Consider the following 16,347-nt stretch of genomic DNA (forward strand, 5'->3'; position numbering starts at 1 on the left):
GCCTATATTATTAAATAGGGTTTGACTATAAAGTCAAACCCTATTTTTTTGACATCTATTTTAAAATTGTATCGAGGTCAGTTTGAAAAATCACAGTTATTATAACTAGTCGTGAGGATCTAATTTATTCATTGGTCGGTTAGTGATGCAATTCCTAATTTAATATCGCAACCGAGGTTTTCGCACTAAAGAGGTTCTAAATAGCACAGCGATTTTATTTGGAAAAAGAATACCTTTGTCGGCATAAATAGAGACAGTCGGATAAGTGTCTTATCGCGACATTTCACAAGTTGTAAAACGACAAAATTTTAGGTTTTTATAGCGCGAAGGTTTTTATGTTCTAATGGTTTTAAACTTTTATCCGAGTACGAGCTAAATAAAAATAGGTTATCATTTCAATTCTTTATGACTAGAGCGCTGTTTCAATTCAATCAAAAAATAAACGTCAAAAACGAATTATTAGCGGGATTAACCGTAGCGATGACGATGATTCCAGAGTCGTTGTCGTTTGCAATTCTGGCTGGATTGTCTCCACTCACGGGTTTATATGCTGCTTTTTTAATGGGGATTGTCACTGCTGTTTTGGGTGGACGTCCCGGTATGGTTTCAGGAGGAGCGGGAGCAACGGTCGTGGTATTGATTGCATTGGCTTCATCTCATGGTGTGGAATACTTATTTGCTAGTTTATTATTAGCTGGGCTTTTTCAATTTTTGGTTGGAGCTCTTAAGTGGGGTAAATTTGTGCGATTAATTCCGCAACCGGTTATGTACGGTTTTTTAAACGGTTTGGCCATTATTATTTTTGTTGCTCAGCTGGAGCAATTTAAGGTTTATAACGGCAGCGATTATACCTGGTTACAGGGTTCAGCACTTTACATTATGTTGGCTTTGCTGTTGCTGACAATCGGAATTGTTACCTTATTACCGAAGTTAACCAAAGTGGTTCCCGCTTCCTTAGTCGCTATCTTAGTCGTTTTACTAGTGGTCTATTTTGGAGATATAGAAACCAAGCGGGTGATGGATATCGCTTCAATAAGCGGAACCCTACCGCAATTTCATATTCCGATGGTTCCCTTTACTCTTGAAACCTTACAGATCATTGCGCCCTATGCTTTAGTTATGGCAGGTGTCGGATTGGTTGAATCGCTTTTGACTTTAAATTTAGTCGACGAAATAACCAATACCAAAGGAAATTCCAACAGAGAAGCGATGGCTCAGGGAACTGCGAATGTGGTGAATGGTTTTTTTGGAGGTATGGGTGGTTGTGCCATGATTGCACAAACCTTCGTCAATCTCAATGCCGGAGGACGCACGCGTATATCTGCTGTGGTGGGAGCGCTGACGATCTTAATAATCATTTTAGTAGGTGCTCCAGTAATCGGACAAATACCGATGGTTGCATTAGTGGGCGTAATGATGATTGTAGCGATCAGCACCTTTCAATGGGCTTCTTTTCGAATCATCAATAAAATGCCCAAAAGCGATATATTTATAGGCATAGTCGTAGCTGCAATAACCGTTGTATTTCACAATTTAGCAGTAGCTGTTTTGGCGGGGGTGATTATTTCTGCCTTGGTATTTGCTTGGGACAATGCTAAGCGAATACGTGCTCGCAAATCCATAGACGAAAATGGGCGTAAGATTTATGAAATCTACGGTCCGTTGTTTTTTGGCTCTACTGCGCATTTTACAGAAAAATTTGATGTATTAAACGATCCTAATGAAGTTATTGTCGATTTTAAAGAATCGAGAGTAGCGGATATGTCGGCTATAGATGCTTTAAATAAATTGACCGAAAAATACGCCAATCACAATAAGAAATTGACCTTAAGACACCTGAGTAAAGATTGTATGCAGTTATTGACAAATGCGCATGCGGTGGTAGAAATCAATATGGAAGAGGATCCGACTTATCACGTTATGCCTGAAGAATAGTAAATATGTGATTCGTTGTCCAAGACAGTCTTAATCTATTTTTTAAGCAAAGGGGAGTCGGATTTGGAGTTTGTGGATCGCTGAAAAGCAGTGATCTAGCGGCTTTAGTCGATTCTCAACTCTATTGATACGATGCTTAGTTGGGGTTTGATTTTTGCAAAGCCCTTAAACTTTTGTACATTTACGCATCGAATACGGAAGTATTTCTGAGCTTTAACCAAAGGCAACAACAATAAATTATAAAAAACGAAAAATTTTAAATGAAATTAGCAACGATACAAAACCAAACTCGTGACGGACAGTTGGTCGTAGTCAATAAAGAATTAACTAAAGCAGTAGCGGTTCCGCAAATAGCCCATACAATGCAAATAGCCATCGACAATTGGAAAACGACGGAATCTCTTTTGCAAAGCGTTTATCGCGATTTGAACGATAATAAATTAAGTGACGCCTTTGATTTTGATACTACTGTAGTAATGGCTCCGATTCCAAGAGCGTATCATTGGGCGGATGGAAGTGCTTATGTCACTCACGTGGAATTGGTAAGAAAAGCGAGAAATGCTGAATTGCCGGAATCTTTTTGGACAGATCCTTTAATGTATATGGGGGCTTCTGATGCTTTTATCGGAGCTCAAGATGATATATTAATTGCCGATGAAGCTTGGGGAATTGATTTTGAATCGGAGGTAGCGGTTATTACAGATGATGTTCCTGCAGGAGTAAATGCAGAAGAGGCGCTGACGCACATCAAGTTAATCACGATCATCAACGACGTTTCTTTACGTAATTTAATTCCCAACGAATTGTCTAAGCAGTTCGGGTTTTACCAATCTAAACCTTGGACTTCTTTTGCTCCAGTAGTAGTAACTCCAGATGAATTAGAAGGACAGTGGAAAGAAGGGAAGTTGCATTTACCACTGCATTCTACTTTAAACGATCAATTAATTGGCTCGCCAAATGCGGGAGTTGATATGACTTTTAACTTTGGTCAGTTAATTGCGCATGCGGCAAAAACAAGGTCTTTAATGGCGGGTACGGTAATCGGATCGGGAACTGTAGCCAATCAAGGCAGTGTAGACGGATCTAGTTGTTTGGCTGAGGTAAGATGTTTGGAGATCATCAGAGACGGAAAACCATCAACACCTTTTATGAGTTTTGGTGACACGATTGAAATAGAGATGAAAGATCCAGCGGGGCAAACTATTTTTGGAAAGATTCGTCAAAAAGTAACTCAATATATAAAATAACGATCTAAGATCGATTTTTGGAACTCCATAAATCGAAGTGATCCATAAATTAAAGGCTAGTTTCTATGTAGAAACTAGCCTTTTTTATTGGGTATGGCATGGTTTTAAAAACTATTTCCCTTCGGTATCTGCGGTTGGACCGTAGATAGAAGGTAAAGGCACATTTAGCATACGTAAATACACAGACAGCTGTCCACGGTGGTGGTACCAATGATTTAAGCACCAGCTACGAGCGACTACCGATTTGGGCATGACGCCGAAAATTTGCTCACCACTGCGCATGGTCCAGTCCTTTCCAAATTCAGCTTCATCCACTTCATTTAGAATCTTGGTGGTATCCATAACATTTTGATCAAAATAGGCTAATAATGCCGCATTATCCTTAAAATCTTTAGGTGTAAAATCGCTTTTAGAAAAGTCTAATTCATCTTGAATCAAACATTGATCCCACCAACCCGAAATATCAGCAACATGACTATACAATTGTTTTAGTGTCATTGACTTTTCATGGGGTTTAAAATCGTTTTGTTCAAACGGAATCACCGCTAATAACGATCTAGTAGTAGCTGCTTCCTGCGTGTATTCAGCTAATAGTGCATGACTTAACTTCATCTCAAAATATTTATATTATTGAGCAATGAATATACGTAAAAGTTCGATATAAACTCAGGAAACCGCGTTAAAAGTCGTGGGGGTATGCTGTAACTCCGGGTTTTTAAGGGGATCTTTTTTATCTATTTTTTTGTGTTTCATTTGTTTTACAATCATTTTAAGGGTTCATAATCTCAATAGTTTTTATAGGGTATTTCTGGTTTTTTATATCGTCTTATTTTTTACTTCAGTTAGTAAGAGTTCTACAATGTCAATTCGTAAGAGTTCCAAAAATGGTGGTTAGTCTGAGTTCCCAAAATGCGGTTTTATTTTTGAGAATCAGACGTTGAGAACGTTACAGCTATTCTTTTTCTTTCGAATTTGAAATCCAATCATGAGTCCTGGAATTAGGCAACTACACAGTATTCCGACCGCGGATAATAGATATTGGAGGGATAATTCCATCGCTGGGATTATGGCCGATAGTATTATAGTGAGCAGTCCTCCGATCATCAATGGGGTAAATTTGACGGTACCTCCAGTGATAAAGGACGCTAATCCGAATAATAATACAGTAAGGGCCAAATATAAATCCGCTTGATAGATTACATTGTTGGCTAGCCAACTAATGACTCCAAGTATGGCACCACCCCAACTATACATAAAAAGCCTTTGATTGGTTGTGGTGGGTTGATCTGTTTTGTCGGTTTTTCGACTAAATAGAATCGACAATACAGCTCCTATCGGGAATAGTAAAACTAAATAATATTGTACGTCTTCCAGTATGGGGAATTGTTTAGCGAGATAAAGAAATCCGTAAAACACAAATAGGATAATTCCCCATAATATTAAAAATAGATGTGTGTTGGCCGTTTGTTCTTTGAGTTGTTCTAACGGTTGATTCATTGGATTTGAATTCCCTTCGGAATTGATCTGCTCCTTGTTCATAATATAGCTTTTTTACAGTTAATTACTAAAATCGGCGAGTTATTTACAAGAGGTTGACCAAACAGCGAAATGGCTATAGTGTAGAAGTTGCCATAGTAGGATTTGAATTATAAAAGGCTCATATCCAGACCTAAAAAAAGCTATTTGGACTTAAATGTTTTTTCTTGAAATAAAAATAAACTACTTTTTTTTAAAATACAAATGTTTTTTTTGAAGTTTTTTAAATTTAACATTTATAAGGAATTGGGGGTTATTTATGTTGTCGTTTTAAAGGTGTCAACTGTTTTTTTTGGAGCGGCTTAGTGTCATAAAAATTGTTTACATTGGTTGAGGTAAAACAAGACGGAAAAGATTCTAACTCATAAGTTAACAGAAAGTCGGAGTTTCTTTTTGACTTAAGTTGGTTTCGATTGTCGCGGAATTGCTTTGGTGATCAAAAGATTGGTAGATAATATTTTATTGATAAGAAAATAATAAATACAAAAGTGAACTACATTTAGTATGAAATCAAAAGGCACCATTCTAGTACTTATGCTGATTTTAATTTCTGGTTGCGATTTCGCGTTTACTAGAAATTGGACAGATAATAAATTGCGGAATATACTTGTTGGTGATTGGGAACTTATTATTGAGGAGGAGAATGCCTCAACTGATATTCCTCCACCTTTATATTCTCGTGTACCTGACGGAATGAGTATTACCTTGGATAGTATCGATTTGTATCTAGGTTTTTTTGGAGAACATTTGGATACAGTTGGTCAACGGTTTAGAAGGAAATATCTGGGCAGTAAATTGCCTTATAAAACAATTCAGGATAGTATTTTTGTGCGAAATCCAATTGATGGAAATAGGATTTTTAAGTGGAAATTTGTTGATTTAAAGCACGATACTTTACACTTGGCAATCGGGGGTGATGAAGTTCTGAGTTATAAGAGAAGAAAAGTAATTGCTGATAGTAGTATAGCATTTGATCAAGTGATTTATTCGAGCTCGGGCTGTTATGGATCATGTCCCATACTAGATATCTCTATTGATAATAAGGGTAATGTACTTTTTCAAGGTGAAGGCTATGTAGAAAATTTGGGATTCTTTAGTTCAAAGCTGGACGTAGAAACCAAAAATTATATTTTTAATAAGTTTAAGCAGGCAACAGTTCTGGACCTTCAAGACGAGTATTTCGCTAATCACACAGATGCGGAAACCATAACGACTACATTTGTCAAAAGTGGGAAAATTGTAAAGACGGTGAATGATTATGGGAAGGAGGGGCCTAAAGAATTGATTTGGGCCTATACTACAATAGCGCACATTTATAGTCAGATTGCATTGAGTAGTATTCCAGCAGATGAACCATTTTATCCGAAATTACATTATTTCGTATTTAAAAAATCCGATTATTCTTTACCCTTAGAAAAATCTGAAAGTTTTTATTTATGGACAGAGCTTAAAAAATCAAGAGAAACGACGCAACAATTTGTACCGTTATACGATTTATCTTTTAATCCAAATAACACGTATTGGGGGGCTGATCCCAATGAGAATCGCGTACATAAATACACTATAAAATCAATTACAACAGATGGTAAATTGTATAAATTTGATTTTGAGGAAGGGAAAACAATTACTTATGATTTGGGGTATAATTTTATAGATAGAAATTTTAAAGGAGTCAATTTTAGCCATTTGAATTCATTCTAGTAGTTTAGTGTTCTTGTAAAACCAAAATTCCGTAATGGAATTGTATACTGTTTAACTATATCTTAGACAGCGTATTTAAGAGATTTATAAATATAAATTAGATACAACTCTAAAGTTTAAAGTATTGGAAATAAAAGAAAAAAACGGACATTGGATTCGATTAGGGGTTTTTCTGATCACCGCAGTCATATTGTCAAACATCTTTAGGTTTGATTGGTTAGGAATCAAAGTGCTTTTGGAAAAACTGCCGGTTTGGATTTACTTACCGCTTTGGGTGTTTCTAGAGGGTAGCGGTGTGTTTATAGGCGCTTTAATCGGACTGTATCTATTGCGCAAAGAGCGAAAAACGGAGTTTTCTTTTTTTGGAACCTCCCGATCAAAAGCGTTGTTGATGTCGGTGATTCCCGTTGTTTTATTGGGAGTGATTGGAGTGAAAAACGAATACGGGATTCAGGAAAATGCCTATGGATTGCTGGCTGTTGTGGCCAGTTTAATATACTGTGTCATGGAGGAATATGGTTGGCGCGGTTATTTGCAGGAAGAATTAAAAGAACTACAACCGCTAAAACGCTATTTATTAATCGGTTTCCTTTGGTATGTTTGGCATTTGTCGTTTCTCACAACAGCAACCGTATATGAAAATCTGTTTTTTTTGCTGATGTTGCTGATCGGAAGTTGGGGGATAGGGCAGGTAGCGGTCTCTACCAAATCCATATTAGCTAGTGCCTGTTTTCACTTAGTGGTGCAAATCATGATGTTTAATTCGCTAATCAAAAATGGACTTGATGGCACTCAAAAATTAATCGTTTTGGGGGTTTCCGTCTTTTTGTGGATCATCATACTGGGCAAATGGAAGAAAGATTATTCACAAAGAGAAAATTTGTAGTAGTAGGTTTGGGGCGTAAATGATACGATTTAATAGATTCCTAGAAAGGAATAGACCGAAATTATTTATATTTACCCTATATGTACATCTAATCAACCTTAATTTCATTTCTTTGAGATGGTAATTTCGGTTTTTCTTATGAAACCTGAGCCGATACAATTCCAAATTATGCAATCATTCTTGTCGATTTTCTGTGATAAATATGGCGTTTCTCCTGATTTGGTCAGCCTACTGCTGTCGAGGATGGAGAAGAGAACCTTTGGTCGTCACGAAATGGTTGTGGGAGTTCAAGAGCGGCAACAGAATTATTATATCATTGTTGAAGGAGTTTGGCGGGGCTATAGTATTTTGGATGGAGAGGAAAGAACCTTATGGTTTGAGCGTTATGGAGATATCCTTTATTCGGAGGTGTCCAAAGACTATATCATTGAATCCATTTCGGATAGTTCGGCTTACGTAATTTCCAAAGTAGAGTTGGATGCCTTTTGTGTGGAATCTCACGAAATATCCAATGTAATTCGCCGGGTTTTAGAGCAATACTATTTTGAAATCACGCGCTGGTTAATCATGTTGTGTCAACCTACAGCCAGACAAAGATATTTAACGGTATTGCAAAGTGATCCTGAAGTCTTTCAAATGGTTCCTCAAAAATATATTGCATCCTGCCTTGGAATGACTCCACAATCTTTAAGTCGTATTCGCCGACAAATCGTCAAGTAATTATCGAAGTTACCAATTGTTCATCAATTTATTTTTTTGAGCGTTTATTTTTGCAAGATAAATGTATTAAGGACTAAAAATGATGGAAACAAGTATGGGAATGAACAACTGGAAATCAAAATTTGCAGTTATTTGGACAGGGCAGCTATTTTCTATTTTGAGCAGCTATATAGCTCAATTTTCGGTGGTTTTATGGATTGGTATGGAAACCGGTTCTGCTACAGCATTAGCATACGCAGCCATAGCCGGTTTATTACCTCAAATACTATTAGGTCCTTTTGCAGGGGTATTCATCGATCGATGGAGTCGTAAATGGACCATGATTGGAGCCGACTTATTTGTAGCATTTTGCTCTGCCGTGATCGCATTTTGTTTTTATTTGAATGTGGTAGAAATGTGGTCGCTGTATATACTCTTGATGTTTAGATCTGTGGGGAGCGCTTTTCATGCGCCCGCCATGAAATCGGCTATCCCTCTATTAGCGCCCCAATCTGCCTTGGTACGTGTGGCTGGAATCAATGAAATTATACAGTCGATATCGATGATTTGCGGACCCATATTGGGCGCTGTTTTTCTTTTGAACTTTGGCATGAGTACAGTGATGTTATTGGACGTTTTAGGTGCTCTTATAGCCAGTACGTCCTTATTGTTTGTAAGTATACCCAGTGTCGTCAAAGCAAGTAAATCCACCAAGAGTGTGTTGTATGATATGAAAGAAGGTGCCTTGGTGATTTGGAGAAATAGGGGCATGAGGTGGTTGATGCTTTCTGAAGTGGTGGTCAATTTTTTCGTTATGCCTATAGTAGCCGTAATGCCACTGATGACTTTGCAGTACTTTAAGGGGTCGGCCTATCAGGTCAGTTTGGTCGAAGGAGTTTACGGAATAGGATTGCTTATCGGTGGTGTTTTACTAAGTATCTGGAATCCGAAAATAAGAAAAAGTACTCTAATTATCTGCGGATTGTTTGGATTGGGTATTGTATTGGCTGTCTGTGGTGTATTGCCGTCAACCTATTTTACGGTTTTTGTGGTCTTAACGATTTTTCAAGGCTTGGCGGTACCCCTTTTTACGGGTCCATTTACCGTGCTTATTCAAACACAATTTAAAAGTGAATACCTAGGACGGGTTTTTGCGCTGTTTGGTAGTGTAAGCCAATTGCCTGCTATGATTGGATTGCTTTTTGCTGGTTTTATAGCCGATGATATAGGTGTGGAAAAATTGTTTCTTTTTGGAGGGCTGGTTCTTGCAATAATCGGAATAGGGCTGATTTTTATTCCGTCCGTGCAACAATTGGAACAAAAGGCATCGTAACTAGTGATTTATTTGGGTAGTAAAACTATAGTTCGATAAATCTTAAAAAGGTAAAAAGCTAAGCTTCGAATTGGTTCGGGGCTTAGCTTTTAATTTATTATAGTAGGTGTTTGTCGCAAAAAACTATTTGTTCTCCAATAATTTTTCCAGTCGCGCCATCATCGTTTCTTTTTCCGCTAACATCCGCTCGTATAACGCGATTTTCTGATCGTGTAATTCGATGATCTTTTCAACGGGATTGATGTTTTGTATATTAAAACCGTTGTTGTTCACGGCATTGTCAGAAAAATTACAAGAGATGTTGTAAATAGCCTGTTCCTCATCAAAGTTTTGAAACGCTTCTACCGGAATTTTTAAAACGGCTGATATTTGTTGTAACAACGGCACCTCGATATGCTCTTTTTGTTCGAGTAGCGAAATTTTCTTTTGGTTCCAATCGTCACCCAAATCAAAGGCCAATACTTCTTGTTTGATGCCGAGCATTTCTCTAAATCGCTTAACGTTTCTTCCTTGATGTATTTTGTGTTCCATAACAGTGAATTGGTTTAGAAAGGCTCAAAGATAAAGCCATTGGTTGACAAGTATACGGATAAAGTTAAAAAAATATCTGATAAATTATCCGATTTTAAGCATAAATTATCCCTTTCTCTTCGAGAGGAGCTTGGTATAAGAGATTTTATCAAAAATCGAGTTGATTGTTGTTTTTTATGAGAAAATTTTTACTTTTATGGGTAGTTGATTGAGGTGGTGTTTTTTTTATCAGAAGTTTTTTTCCTTTTAATGAGTTGAAAATCAATATTCAATTTGGTGATTTATACGATTCGGCATAAACTATCCAATCAGGACTTTTTATTTTTAGAAAACTAAAATTTTATGATATGGATGATGATAGAAAAAATAAGCCAAATCGCCGTTTAATTCAAACTGTCGAACAACTCAAAGCCATCTTCAATTGGGTCTTTGAAGATATAAATTACTTACACCACGGCATTTTTCAGTTGTTGGATATTATGAATGATCCGGTGATATCGGATTTGTTTGATCAGTATCCGCAACTGTTGGAAAAATACGAATTAGACGAATTGCTATCCGGCAAGGTTCCCATCGAATACACCGATATTGAAGAAGTGCAACGCGCAGCTTTGTTGGGAGCCTTACAATCGTTAATTCTCTGTGGTCAACAGCTCTATAGTTCAGGGCAGCTCCAATGTGCTGTTATAGACAACGATCACATTGATGTCAGAATGCTGCGGTTTGTGGTGCGATCTGTGCCGTTGGCCGATTTGCTAAAGAGCTTGGAGCAACTGCTGTGTTTTGTTGTCGGTGCGGGCTATTATAAGACTTTTGTCGATCAATTGTCGGATGGAAACAACAGCGCTTTAGCTTCAGTGACCCATCCAAAAGAGTATTATCAAGTGATGATGTGGTTTGGTATGGTTCGTTCGTTTTTGGATGGAGTTGGCTTTTGGCTTGCTACGGATCAGCGGTCTTCTTAGTGAGTAAATGGAACTTAGTTATGGGTGTACGGTATTTTCCTGTTTAATTCGTCTAAGAATATGAAGATGATACGTTTTAAAAAAACAGTTATGCTGGATGATTGATAAATACTACAAAAGGCTGCCCCGATTAGGGGACAGCCTTTTGTATGATGGTTTTATAGTGAGAATTTTTAAAGTTCTAATTGATTTTTTCCAAGCGAATTTCAACGCCTTTTTTCTTGTCTTTAAATTCTTCGGCAATTAGGATATACCCTTTTTTTGCTGGTATGATAGAGAGGTCACTACCATCCTTAGATTTTAAATTCAGTTTTTGTTCTTTTAACTTGCCATCAGCATTGGATATAATGCCTAATACCCATTTTTTCTTGCCTCCACCTTCTGGTCTTTGCTTGTTGAAATAAAAGAATAAGTAATTGTCTTCTCCTAAATCTTGGTATCCCGAATAGTCAAAGGCTCCGAAATAACTAGCTGTAGCTCCTTGCATTTTAACACCATTTCTAATGTTTTTAGCTTCTTTAGCAATTCGTTTATATTCGACTAACTTCATGTCTTTATCCACTTCAAAAAGAATCATGTCGTTTATTTTTACTCCTTCCATACCTTCGATAAAAGCATTGCCTTTTAGTGTTTTATATTGCTCTGTAATAAATATAAGATTACCATTCGATTTTAAGATCGCATCATGGAAATATAAAAAACTGTCGGGTTCACCCTTTTCACTGATATAGCCGTTTTTGTCAATGGATAAGTGCTTGGAAAGTTTGTCCCAGGTAAAGAAGTTTCTACTGAGTTCTTTTCCCGTAGCGATTTCATATTCTGATTTTGAGAAACCCGTAATCTTCTTTTCATCTAATATAAAGTCCTTGTTTTTATCGCTCATAATACGATTTAAAAAGGTTATTTTCTCATTGGAATTGAGGTAAATATTGATGTTTGAAACATCTTTAGCTTGTGTTCCGTTTGCCGTTTTAAGTCCGAAAGGCGTGAATTCCTTGATCAACTGTCCGCTGTCTTTGTTGAAAAACATAAAGGTGTTGAATAGTTGTCCTTTATCACGTAATTTTTCGTTTTTAGATCCAGCGAAAAATCTTCTACCTACGATAAAATCAGAATGATTTTTGTTGTTTAAGAAGTTAACAACATCATATTGTTTTTTCGAAGCCTTGTCGTTGTATTCGTAATCCCAAACTTCATCTAATTGCTCGTTGAAATAATGGATGCCATTGGTTTTGTAAGTAACTGCGTTTGATCGGTTGTTGTCTGTAGTAATCTTGAAATTATCGGCATTGCTTTGAAGTGGTGTGGTCAAATCGTATCCAAATGAATTGGGTTCAAAAGAAAACACCGTACTTTTTCTCAACGATTTGGATTCGGCATTGTATTCTTTTTCTAAGTCTGCTGTTAAGACAAATGAGTCTGATATCGAATTGGATTTGATATCTAATACTCGATATCGGCTTCGTATCACTATGGAGTAATCGTTGTATATCTCGTCGATCTTAAACGATATAAATCCCTCGCGATAATAGCAAGTCAGGTCAATTTTTCGACCTAGGTTTCCCAGTTTTTCAATGAAGTCACCAGAAAGTACTTGGTTTAGATTTTTGTCTAAAAGCACGTATTCATACAAAAATTCTTTTTTGTCGAGTTTGTCCTTTTTAAAAACGAAAAAGTATCCATAGATATCGTCTTGGGCACGGTTGTATAAGTGCTGACTGTGTATGAGTTCTCCGTTTGACAATTTCTGCAATTCAACGACCTGGCTATACAGGGAAGTTGTGAGTAGTAACAGTAAAAATAAAAGTGTTTTTTTCATTATCGTGTTGTTTTGTAAGGTGGTTGTTGATTAAAATGATTTATTGATGGTCTCGAGATCTGCGAGGTCGAGATTGAATATGAAAGTGCTAAATAGGTTGTAGCTGTCGGTGTATTTGGACACATTTACCTGACTGACATATCGGTTGAGTTCGTAAGCTTTTTTGGCTTCATATAACTTTTTAAAATTTAAACCGATCCATTTTTTCAGTAGTTCATCGGGTTTTCTGTTGTAGAGTTTTAGGGCTGCATACAAACTATTGCCGTAGTGTTTCAAGAAATATTCATTTTGAATGTTTTGATAAATGGCGCTGTATTGCCACTGTGAAAAAGCTGTTGATGGCGCGGATGTAAGTGGCGATTTTGAAGTTTTAATTTCTGGATCTATAGCGGTTAAGTGTTCAATTCTAACGTCGCAATTGGGATGTGTTCGTAGCGAATCGGTATTGAATTTATTGCTTTTCTGATAATGATATAGGTCGAAAAGTTCCATTTTAAACCACTTTTCTTTGGTGGTAAGACCAAAGGATTCAAATATTTTGGCGTAGTCTTTCACGGTTAAAGAGTCGGGTTCTTTATCGGAATCCCTTAATTTCTCTAAAGCTCTAGCCACTTGTTGTGGATCGCGATTTAGTCGAGAATAAAAAATATACCCCAGCGAATCCGCTTCAATTTCTTTTTTTCGATTTTCAGCCGAGTTTTGATAGGCTATTTGCTTTAATAGATTTTCGGCAGTGGTTTTTTGTTTGTATTTCTGTTTTTTTAACGCCTTGGTTTTGGACTTTAAGTCTTCAGAATTATTCGCTTTAACGTAACTTTTTACCGACTCAAGCACGTGATCTAAAGTTTGATGAGCCATTTCATGACACAGTATATAGACCAATTGATCTTCGTGGTCTAAGGCGTTCAGCAGGTAGTTGTTCACTACAATGGTTCCTTCACCACGATTGGATGCATTGGCTTTGTACTCGCGAGAAACGAGTATAGATAGATTTTTGGGAATTTCAACATTGGCCTTTTGGATTGTTGTGGTGAGTTCTTCCAAATAAACGTTAAGAGGAGAATCATAAACAATCACATTTTGATCGATCTTATCGTGGATTTCTTTAAAATTCTCGTCAAAGATGGTTTTGATTTCTTTGGCTTCTTTTTCGGTATGATTTCGGTCAATTTGATTGAAGAAAATCGTTTTGCGCTTGTTGTATTTTGCCTGTAATACTCTTTTTTGGTGAGGTTTTAAGGTGTCCAATAAAATAGGTTGTTGGGCAAATATCAGCGTTGATAAAAAAAGGGATATGATGAGGTAAAAGGATTTCATAAAAATATTTTGAGCTTTTACTGTGAAATACTAATTGCGGTAAAAGTGTTTTTTTTCAGGAATTGCGAAAGTACACAGAAACATATTCTTTTTCTAATTTTAAGTTTAAATTTTGATAATTTTTTTAATTAAAATAGATTGTACTTCTATTATGATTGGTGTCTGCTTTGTTTTTTTTAAATTTTTAATGCTAAAATAGCAGTATGTTTCCTTTTTTATAAAGCGATAGGGTGTGAGAGTCATCTTTAGGTGGTTTTTGATTTAAGTGGGGTATAGCAATCTTTGAAGTTTGTTTATGCAAGGATGTTTTGATTGTTTTTTATTTATATTTGAGATAAACTAAAAATAAATATGGAATCAAATAGTCAAACGCTCCGTGGGCAAATTATTGAAGATAGTGTCAGGTTGGAAAGGGTGGTTACCTTGCTGTTAAGTGATGTTTTTGAAATTGCTGATATAGAAAACAGCAACTCGTTTCAAACCACAGGAAATGTTTTGAATTTTCATGCGAAGACGTCTTTGTTATCCGATTTAAAATATTTGCCATCAGGCCTAAAAGACAAAATTTCGATGTTGTACCAACTGAGGAATAAATTTGTTCACAACATCGATGTGGATTCGTTTAAGGCGTTTTTTGAAGTCAGTGGAAACGGTAAGAAAAAAGCTTTTTTGGGTTTTTATTCCGACAAATTGGACGAGAAAGAATTTGAAAATGAAGAGCGGTATTTCGCTGCTATTTATGACTTATTGATGGCGGAAGTTTTGCATGATTTAGAAGTGATTAGCAATTTAATGGCGCGAAATCTAAAAAATGAAGTGCATAAAGACAGTTTGATGGAGCGTATCAAAAGCGTTTTGGTCAACAATGAAGATGCTAACGTACTTGCAGAGATTTTAAATCTAAAGCAAGAAATTCTAGAGACCTATCCTTCGTTGAGTTTTCAAAACGAGAAAGAGAGAAACGGGGAGGTTTAGGTCCATTGTTCTTTATGGGATAAAGATCTATAGAATAACGTATATCATGTAGTTTCCGCGAATTTTTATTGGGAAGGGTATTGTGGTAAGTTCCAAGGACTATTAAAAAAAAGCTCCACATTGCTGTGAAGTTTTAAACTTATTTAGTACCTATTCGACTAAGTGAGTCCTGTTTCGTTTACTGTAAAATACAAAGTAGCTCAATAAAGTGTTTTTTTTGTATTTAGAAATAATGTTTTAAACAGCTTTAAGATAGAATTGGTTTTCTTTGAATTTCACTTGCGTATTAGGATATTGAATTTGATCTACGAAAGTATTGACTCTGTCTAATTTCATTTCGTGTGGTGGCGGAGATTTTAGTAGTTGTCGATTATTGAATACAATTGGAAGATAAGAATCAGTATAGGCGTGGCATAATCGATTAAATAACTAAACGACTTAGTGAGCATATCCATGTTTTTGTTGCGTTCGTTGTTGATACGAACTAGGAGCCATAAGCTTATTTTTTTTCCAACATGAAAAACAAATAACACAAGACTGAATGTTGTTAGTATAAAGAAAAGATGGTTGGGAATTGCGAGTCCTAAAGGATTTGCAAAATGAAGTGCTGTAAATAAACACAGCAAAGTAACTAGCAGTACGCATATGTTGCGACGGTACTGAACTGTTTTTGTAAGATAATTGAAAATTAAAAAATCTAGGATTATAAAAAATCCAATATATAATATCTCCATTTCTATCGCAAATTTTTTTGTTTACTAACTAGCAATCGCTTTACAAATAAGTAAAAAAAAAGCTCCACATTGCTGTGAAGCTTTCAAACCTTATGTGGTCCCACCTGGGCTCGAACCAGGGACCACCTGATTATGAGTCAGGTGCTCTAACCAGCTGAGCTATAGGACCGGTTTCGAGATTGCAATATTACGGCATTTTCTAAATAAATCAAAGGTTTTGGAAAATATTTTTGATTATTTTTTTATTTCCTGACACAGCTCGATCAGTACCCCGTTGGTGCTTTTCGGATGTAAGAAGCTAACGAGCTTGTTGTCAGCGCCTTTTTTCGGAATCTCATTCAAGACGATGAATCCCTCACTTTTTAAACGCGCTATTTCAGAAACGATATCTTCGACCTCAAAAGCGATATGATGGATGCCTTCTCCCTTTTTTTCGAGGAATTTGGCGATAGGACTGTCGGGTGACGTGGCCTCTAGCAGTTCAATCTTGTTGGGACCGTTCATAAAAAACGAGGTGTTGACTCCTTCACTTTCTACGGATTCCTCTTTATAAGCTGGAGCTCCGAAAAGTTTTTCGAAGATTAAATTGGATTGTTGAAGGTCTTTTACGGCGATGCCGATGTGTTCAATTTTTTTCATTTTGTGTTTGCAGTTGTTCGTAATAGCAAA

At 36.5% G+C, this 16,347-nt stretch carries 14 protein-coding genes and 1 tRNA gene; 8 read left to right on the forward strand and 7 right to left on the reverse strand.

From position 1 onward, the window contains the following. Positions 1 to 405 precede the first annotated feature (405 nt). Together L1275_RS05915 and L1275_RS05920 are read left to right on the forward strand one after the other, a co-directional pair. Positions 406 to 1,935 carry a SulP family inorganic anion transporter gene (locus L1275_RS05915; RefSeq protein WP_253470792.1) on the forward strand — a complete coding sequence of 510 codons (1,530 nt, stop codon included), beginning with the start codon at positions 406 to 408 and terminating at the stop codon, positions 1,933 to 1,935. A 260-nt stretch (positions 1,936 to 2,195) separates the two neighbouring features. Next, on the forward strand, positions 2,196 to 3,182 hold the full coding sequence (locus L1275_RS05920) for a fumarylacetoacetate hydrolase family protein (RefSeq protein ID WP_253470794.1): 987 nt from the start codon (positions 2,196 to 2,198) through the stop codon (positions 3,180 to 3,182). A 111-nt stretch (positions 3,183 to 3,293) separates the two neighbouring features. Here the strand turns inward: L1275_RS05920 and L1275_RS05925 are convergent, their stop codons facing one another. Then, on the reverse strand, positions 3,294 to 3,794 hold the full coding sequence (locus L1275_RS05925) for a DinB family protein (protein WP_253470796.1): 501 nt from the start codon (positions 3,792 to 3,794) through the stop codon (positions 3,294 to 3,296). A 318-nt stretch (positions 3,795 to 4,112) separates the two neighbouring features. Continuing rightward, positions 4,113 to 4,721: a hypothetical protein gene (locus L1275_RS05930; RefSeq protein WP_253470798.1), complete on the reverse strand. Its 609-nt coding sequence runs from the start codon at positions 4,719 to 4,721 to the stop codon at positions 4,113 to 4,115. A gap of 501 nt (positions 4,722 to 5,222) precedes the next feature. On the opposite strand from L1275_RS05930, the gene L1275_RS05935 reads away from it, so the two are divergent. From L1275_RS05935 to L1275_RS05950, 4 genes are all read left to right on the forward strand, one after another. Next, a complete protein-coding gene (locus L1275_RS05935) occupies positions 5,223 to 6,419 on the forward strand; it encodes a DUF6438 domain-containing protein (protein ID WP_253470800.1) in 1,197 nt (398 codons plus the stop codon). 124 nt (positions 6,420 to 6,543) lie between these two features. Further along, on the forward strand, positions 6,544 to 7,305 hold the full coding sequence (locus L1275_RS05940; RefSeq protein ID WP_253470802.1) for a CPBP family intramembrane glutamic endopeptidase: 762 nt from the start codon (positions 6,544 to 6,546) through the stop codon (positions 7,303 to 7,305). A 168-nt stretch (positions 7,306 to 7,473) separates the two neighbouring features. Then, positions 7,474 to 8,025, forward strand: a complete 552-nt coding sequence (locus tag L1275_RS05945) for a Crp/Fnr family transcriptional regulator (protein WP_253470804.1) — start codon at positions 7,474 to 7,476, stop codon at positions 8,023 to 8,025. Positions 8,026 to 8,104: 79 nt separating this feature from the next. After that, complete coding sequence (locus L1275_RS05950) at positions 8,105 to 9,337, forward strand: MFS transporter (RefSeq protein ID WP_253470806.1); 1,233 nt, start codon at positions 8,105 to 8,107, stop codon at positions 9,335 to 9,337. Positions 9,338 to 9,460: 123 nt separating this feature from the next. Here the strand turns inward: L1275_RS05950 and L1275_RS05955 are convergent, their stop codons facing one another. Further along, positions 9,461 to 9,868, reverse strand: coding sequence for an XRE family transcriptional regulator (locus L1275_RS05955; RefSeq protein WP_253470808.1), 408 nt, complete (start codon positions 9,866 to 9,868; stop codon positions 9,461 to 9,463). Between the two features lie 347 nt (positions 9,869 to 10,215). Between L1275_RS05955 and L1275_RS05960 the strand changes: the two genes are divergently transcribed. Further along, the gene (locus L1275_RS05960; RefSeq protein WP_253470810.1) at positions 10,216 to 10,833 is read left to right on the forward strand and encodes a hypothetical protein; all 618 of its coding nucleotides are present in this window, start codon (positions 10,216 to 10,218) and stop codon (positions 10,831 to 10,833) included. 181 nt (positions 10,834 to 11,014) lie between these two features. Here L1275_RS05960 and L1275_RS05965 read toward each other — a convergent pair whose 3' ends face one another. After that, complete coding sequence (locus tag L1275_RS05965) at positions 11,015 to 12,652, reverse strand: DUF6770 family protein (RefSeq protein WP_253470812.1); 1,638 nt, start codon at positions 12,650 to 12,652, stop codon at positions 11,015 to 11,017. Positions 12,653 to 12,682: 30 nt separating this feature from the next. Next, positions 12,683 to 13,969 (reverse strand): M48 family metalloprotease, encoded by a 1,287-nt coding sequence (locus tag L1275_RS05970; protein ID WP_253470814.1) that lies wholly within the window; start codon positions 13,967 to 13,969, stop codon positions 12,683 to 12,685. Positions 13,970 to 14,320: 351 nt separating this feature from the next. Between L1275_RS05970 and L1275_RS05975 the strand changes: the two genes are divergently transcribed. Beyond that, a complete protein-coding gene (locus L1275_RS05975; protein WP_253470816.1) occupies positions 14,321 to 14,944 on the forward strand; it encodes a hypothetical protein in 624 nt (207 codons plus the stop codon). A gap of 829 nt (positions 14,945 to 15,773) precedes the next feature. On the opposite strand, the gene L1275_RS05980 is transcribed toward L1275_RS05975, so the two are convergent. Further along, positions 15,774 to 15,847, reverse strand: a tRNA-Ile gene (locus tag L1275_RS05980). A gap of 65 nt (positions 15,848 to 15,912) precedes the next feature. Next, entirely contained in the window at positions 15,913 to 16,317 is a 405-nt protein-coding gene (gene mce / locus L1275_RS05985; RefSeq protein ID WP_253470818.1) for a methylmalonyl-CoA epimerase, read from the reverse strand. Positions 16,318 to 16,347: the final 30 nt, after the last annotated feature.

Source organism: Flavobacterium sp. HSC-61S13 (assembly GCF_024171535.1).
Classification (GTDB): domain Bacteria; phylum Bacteroidota; class Bacteroidia; order Flavobacteriales; family Flavobacteriaceae; genus Flavobacterium.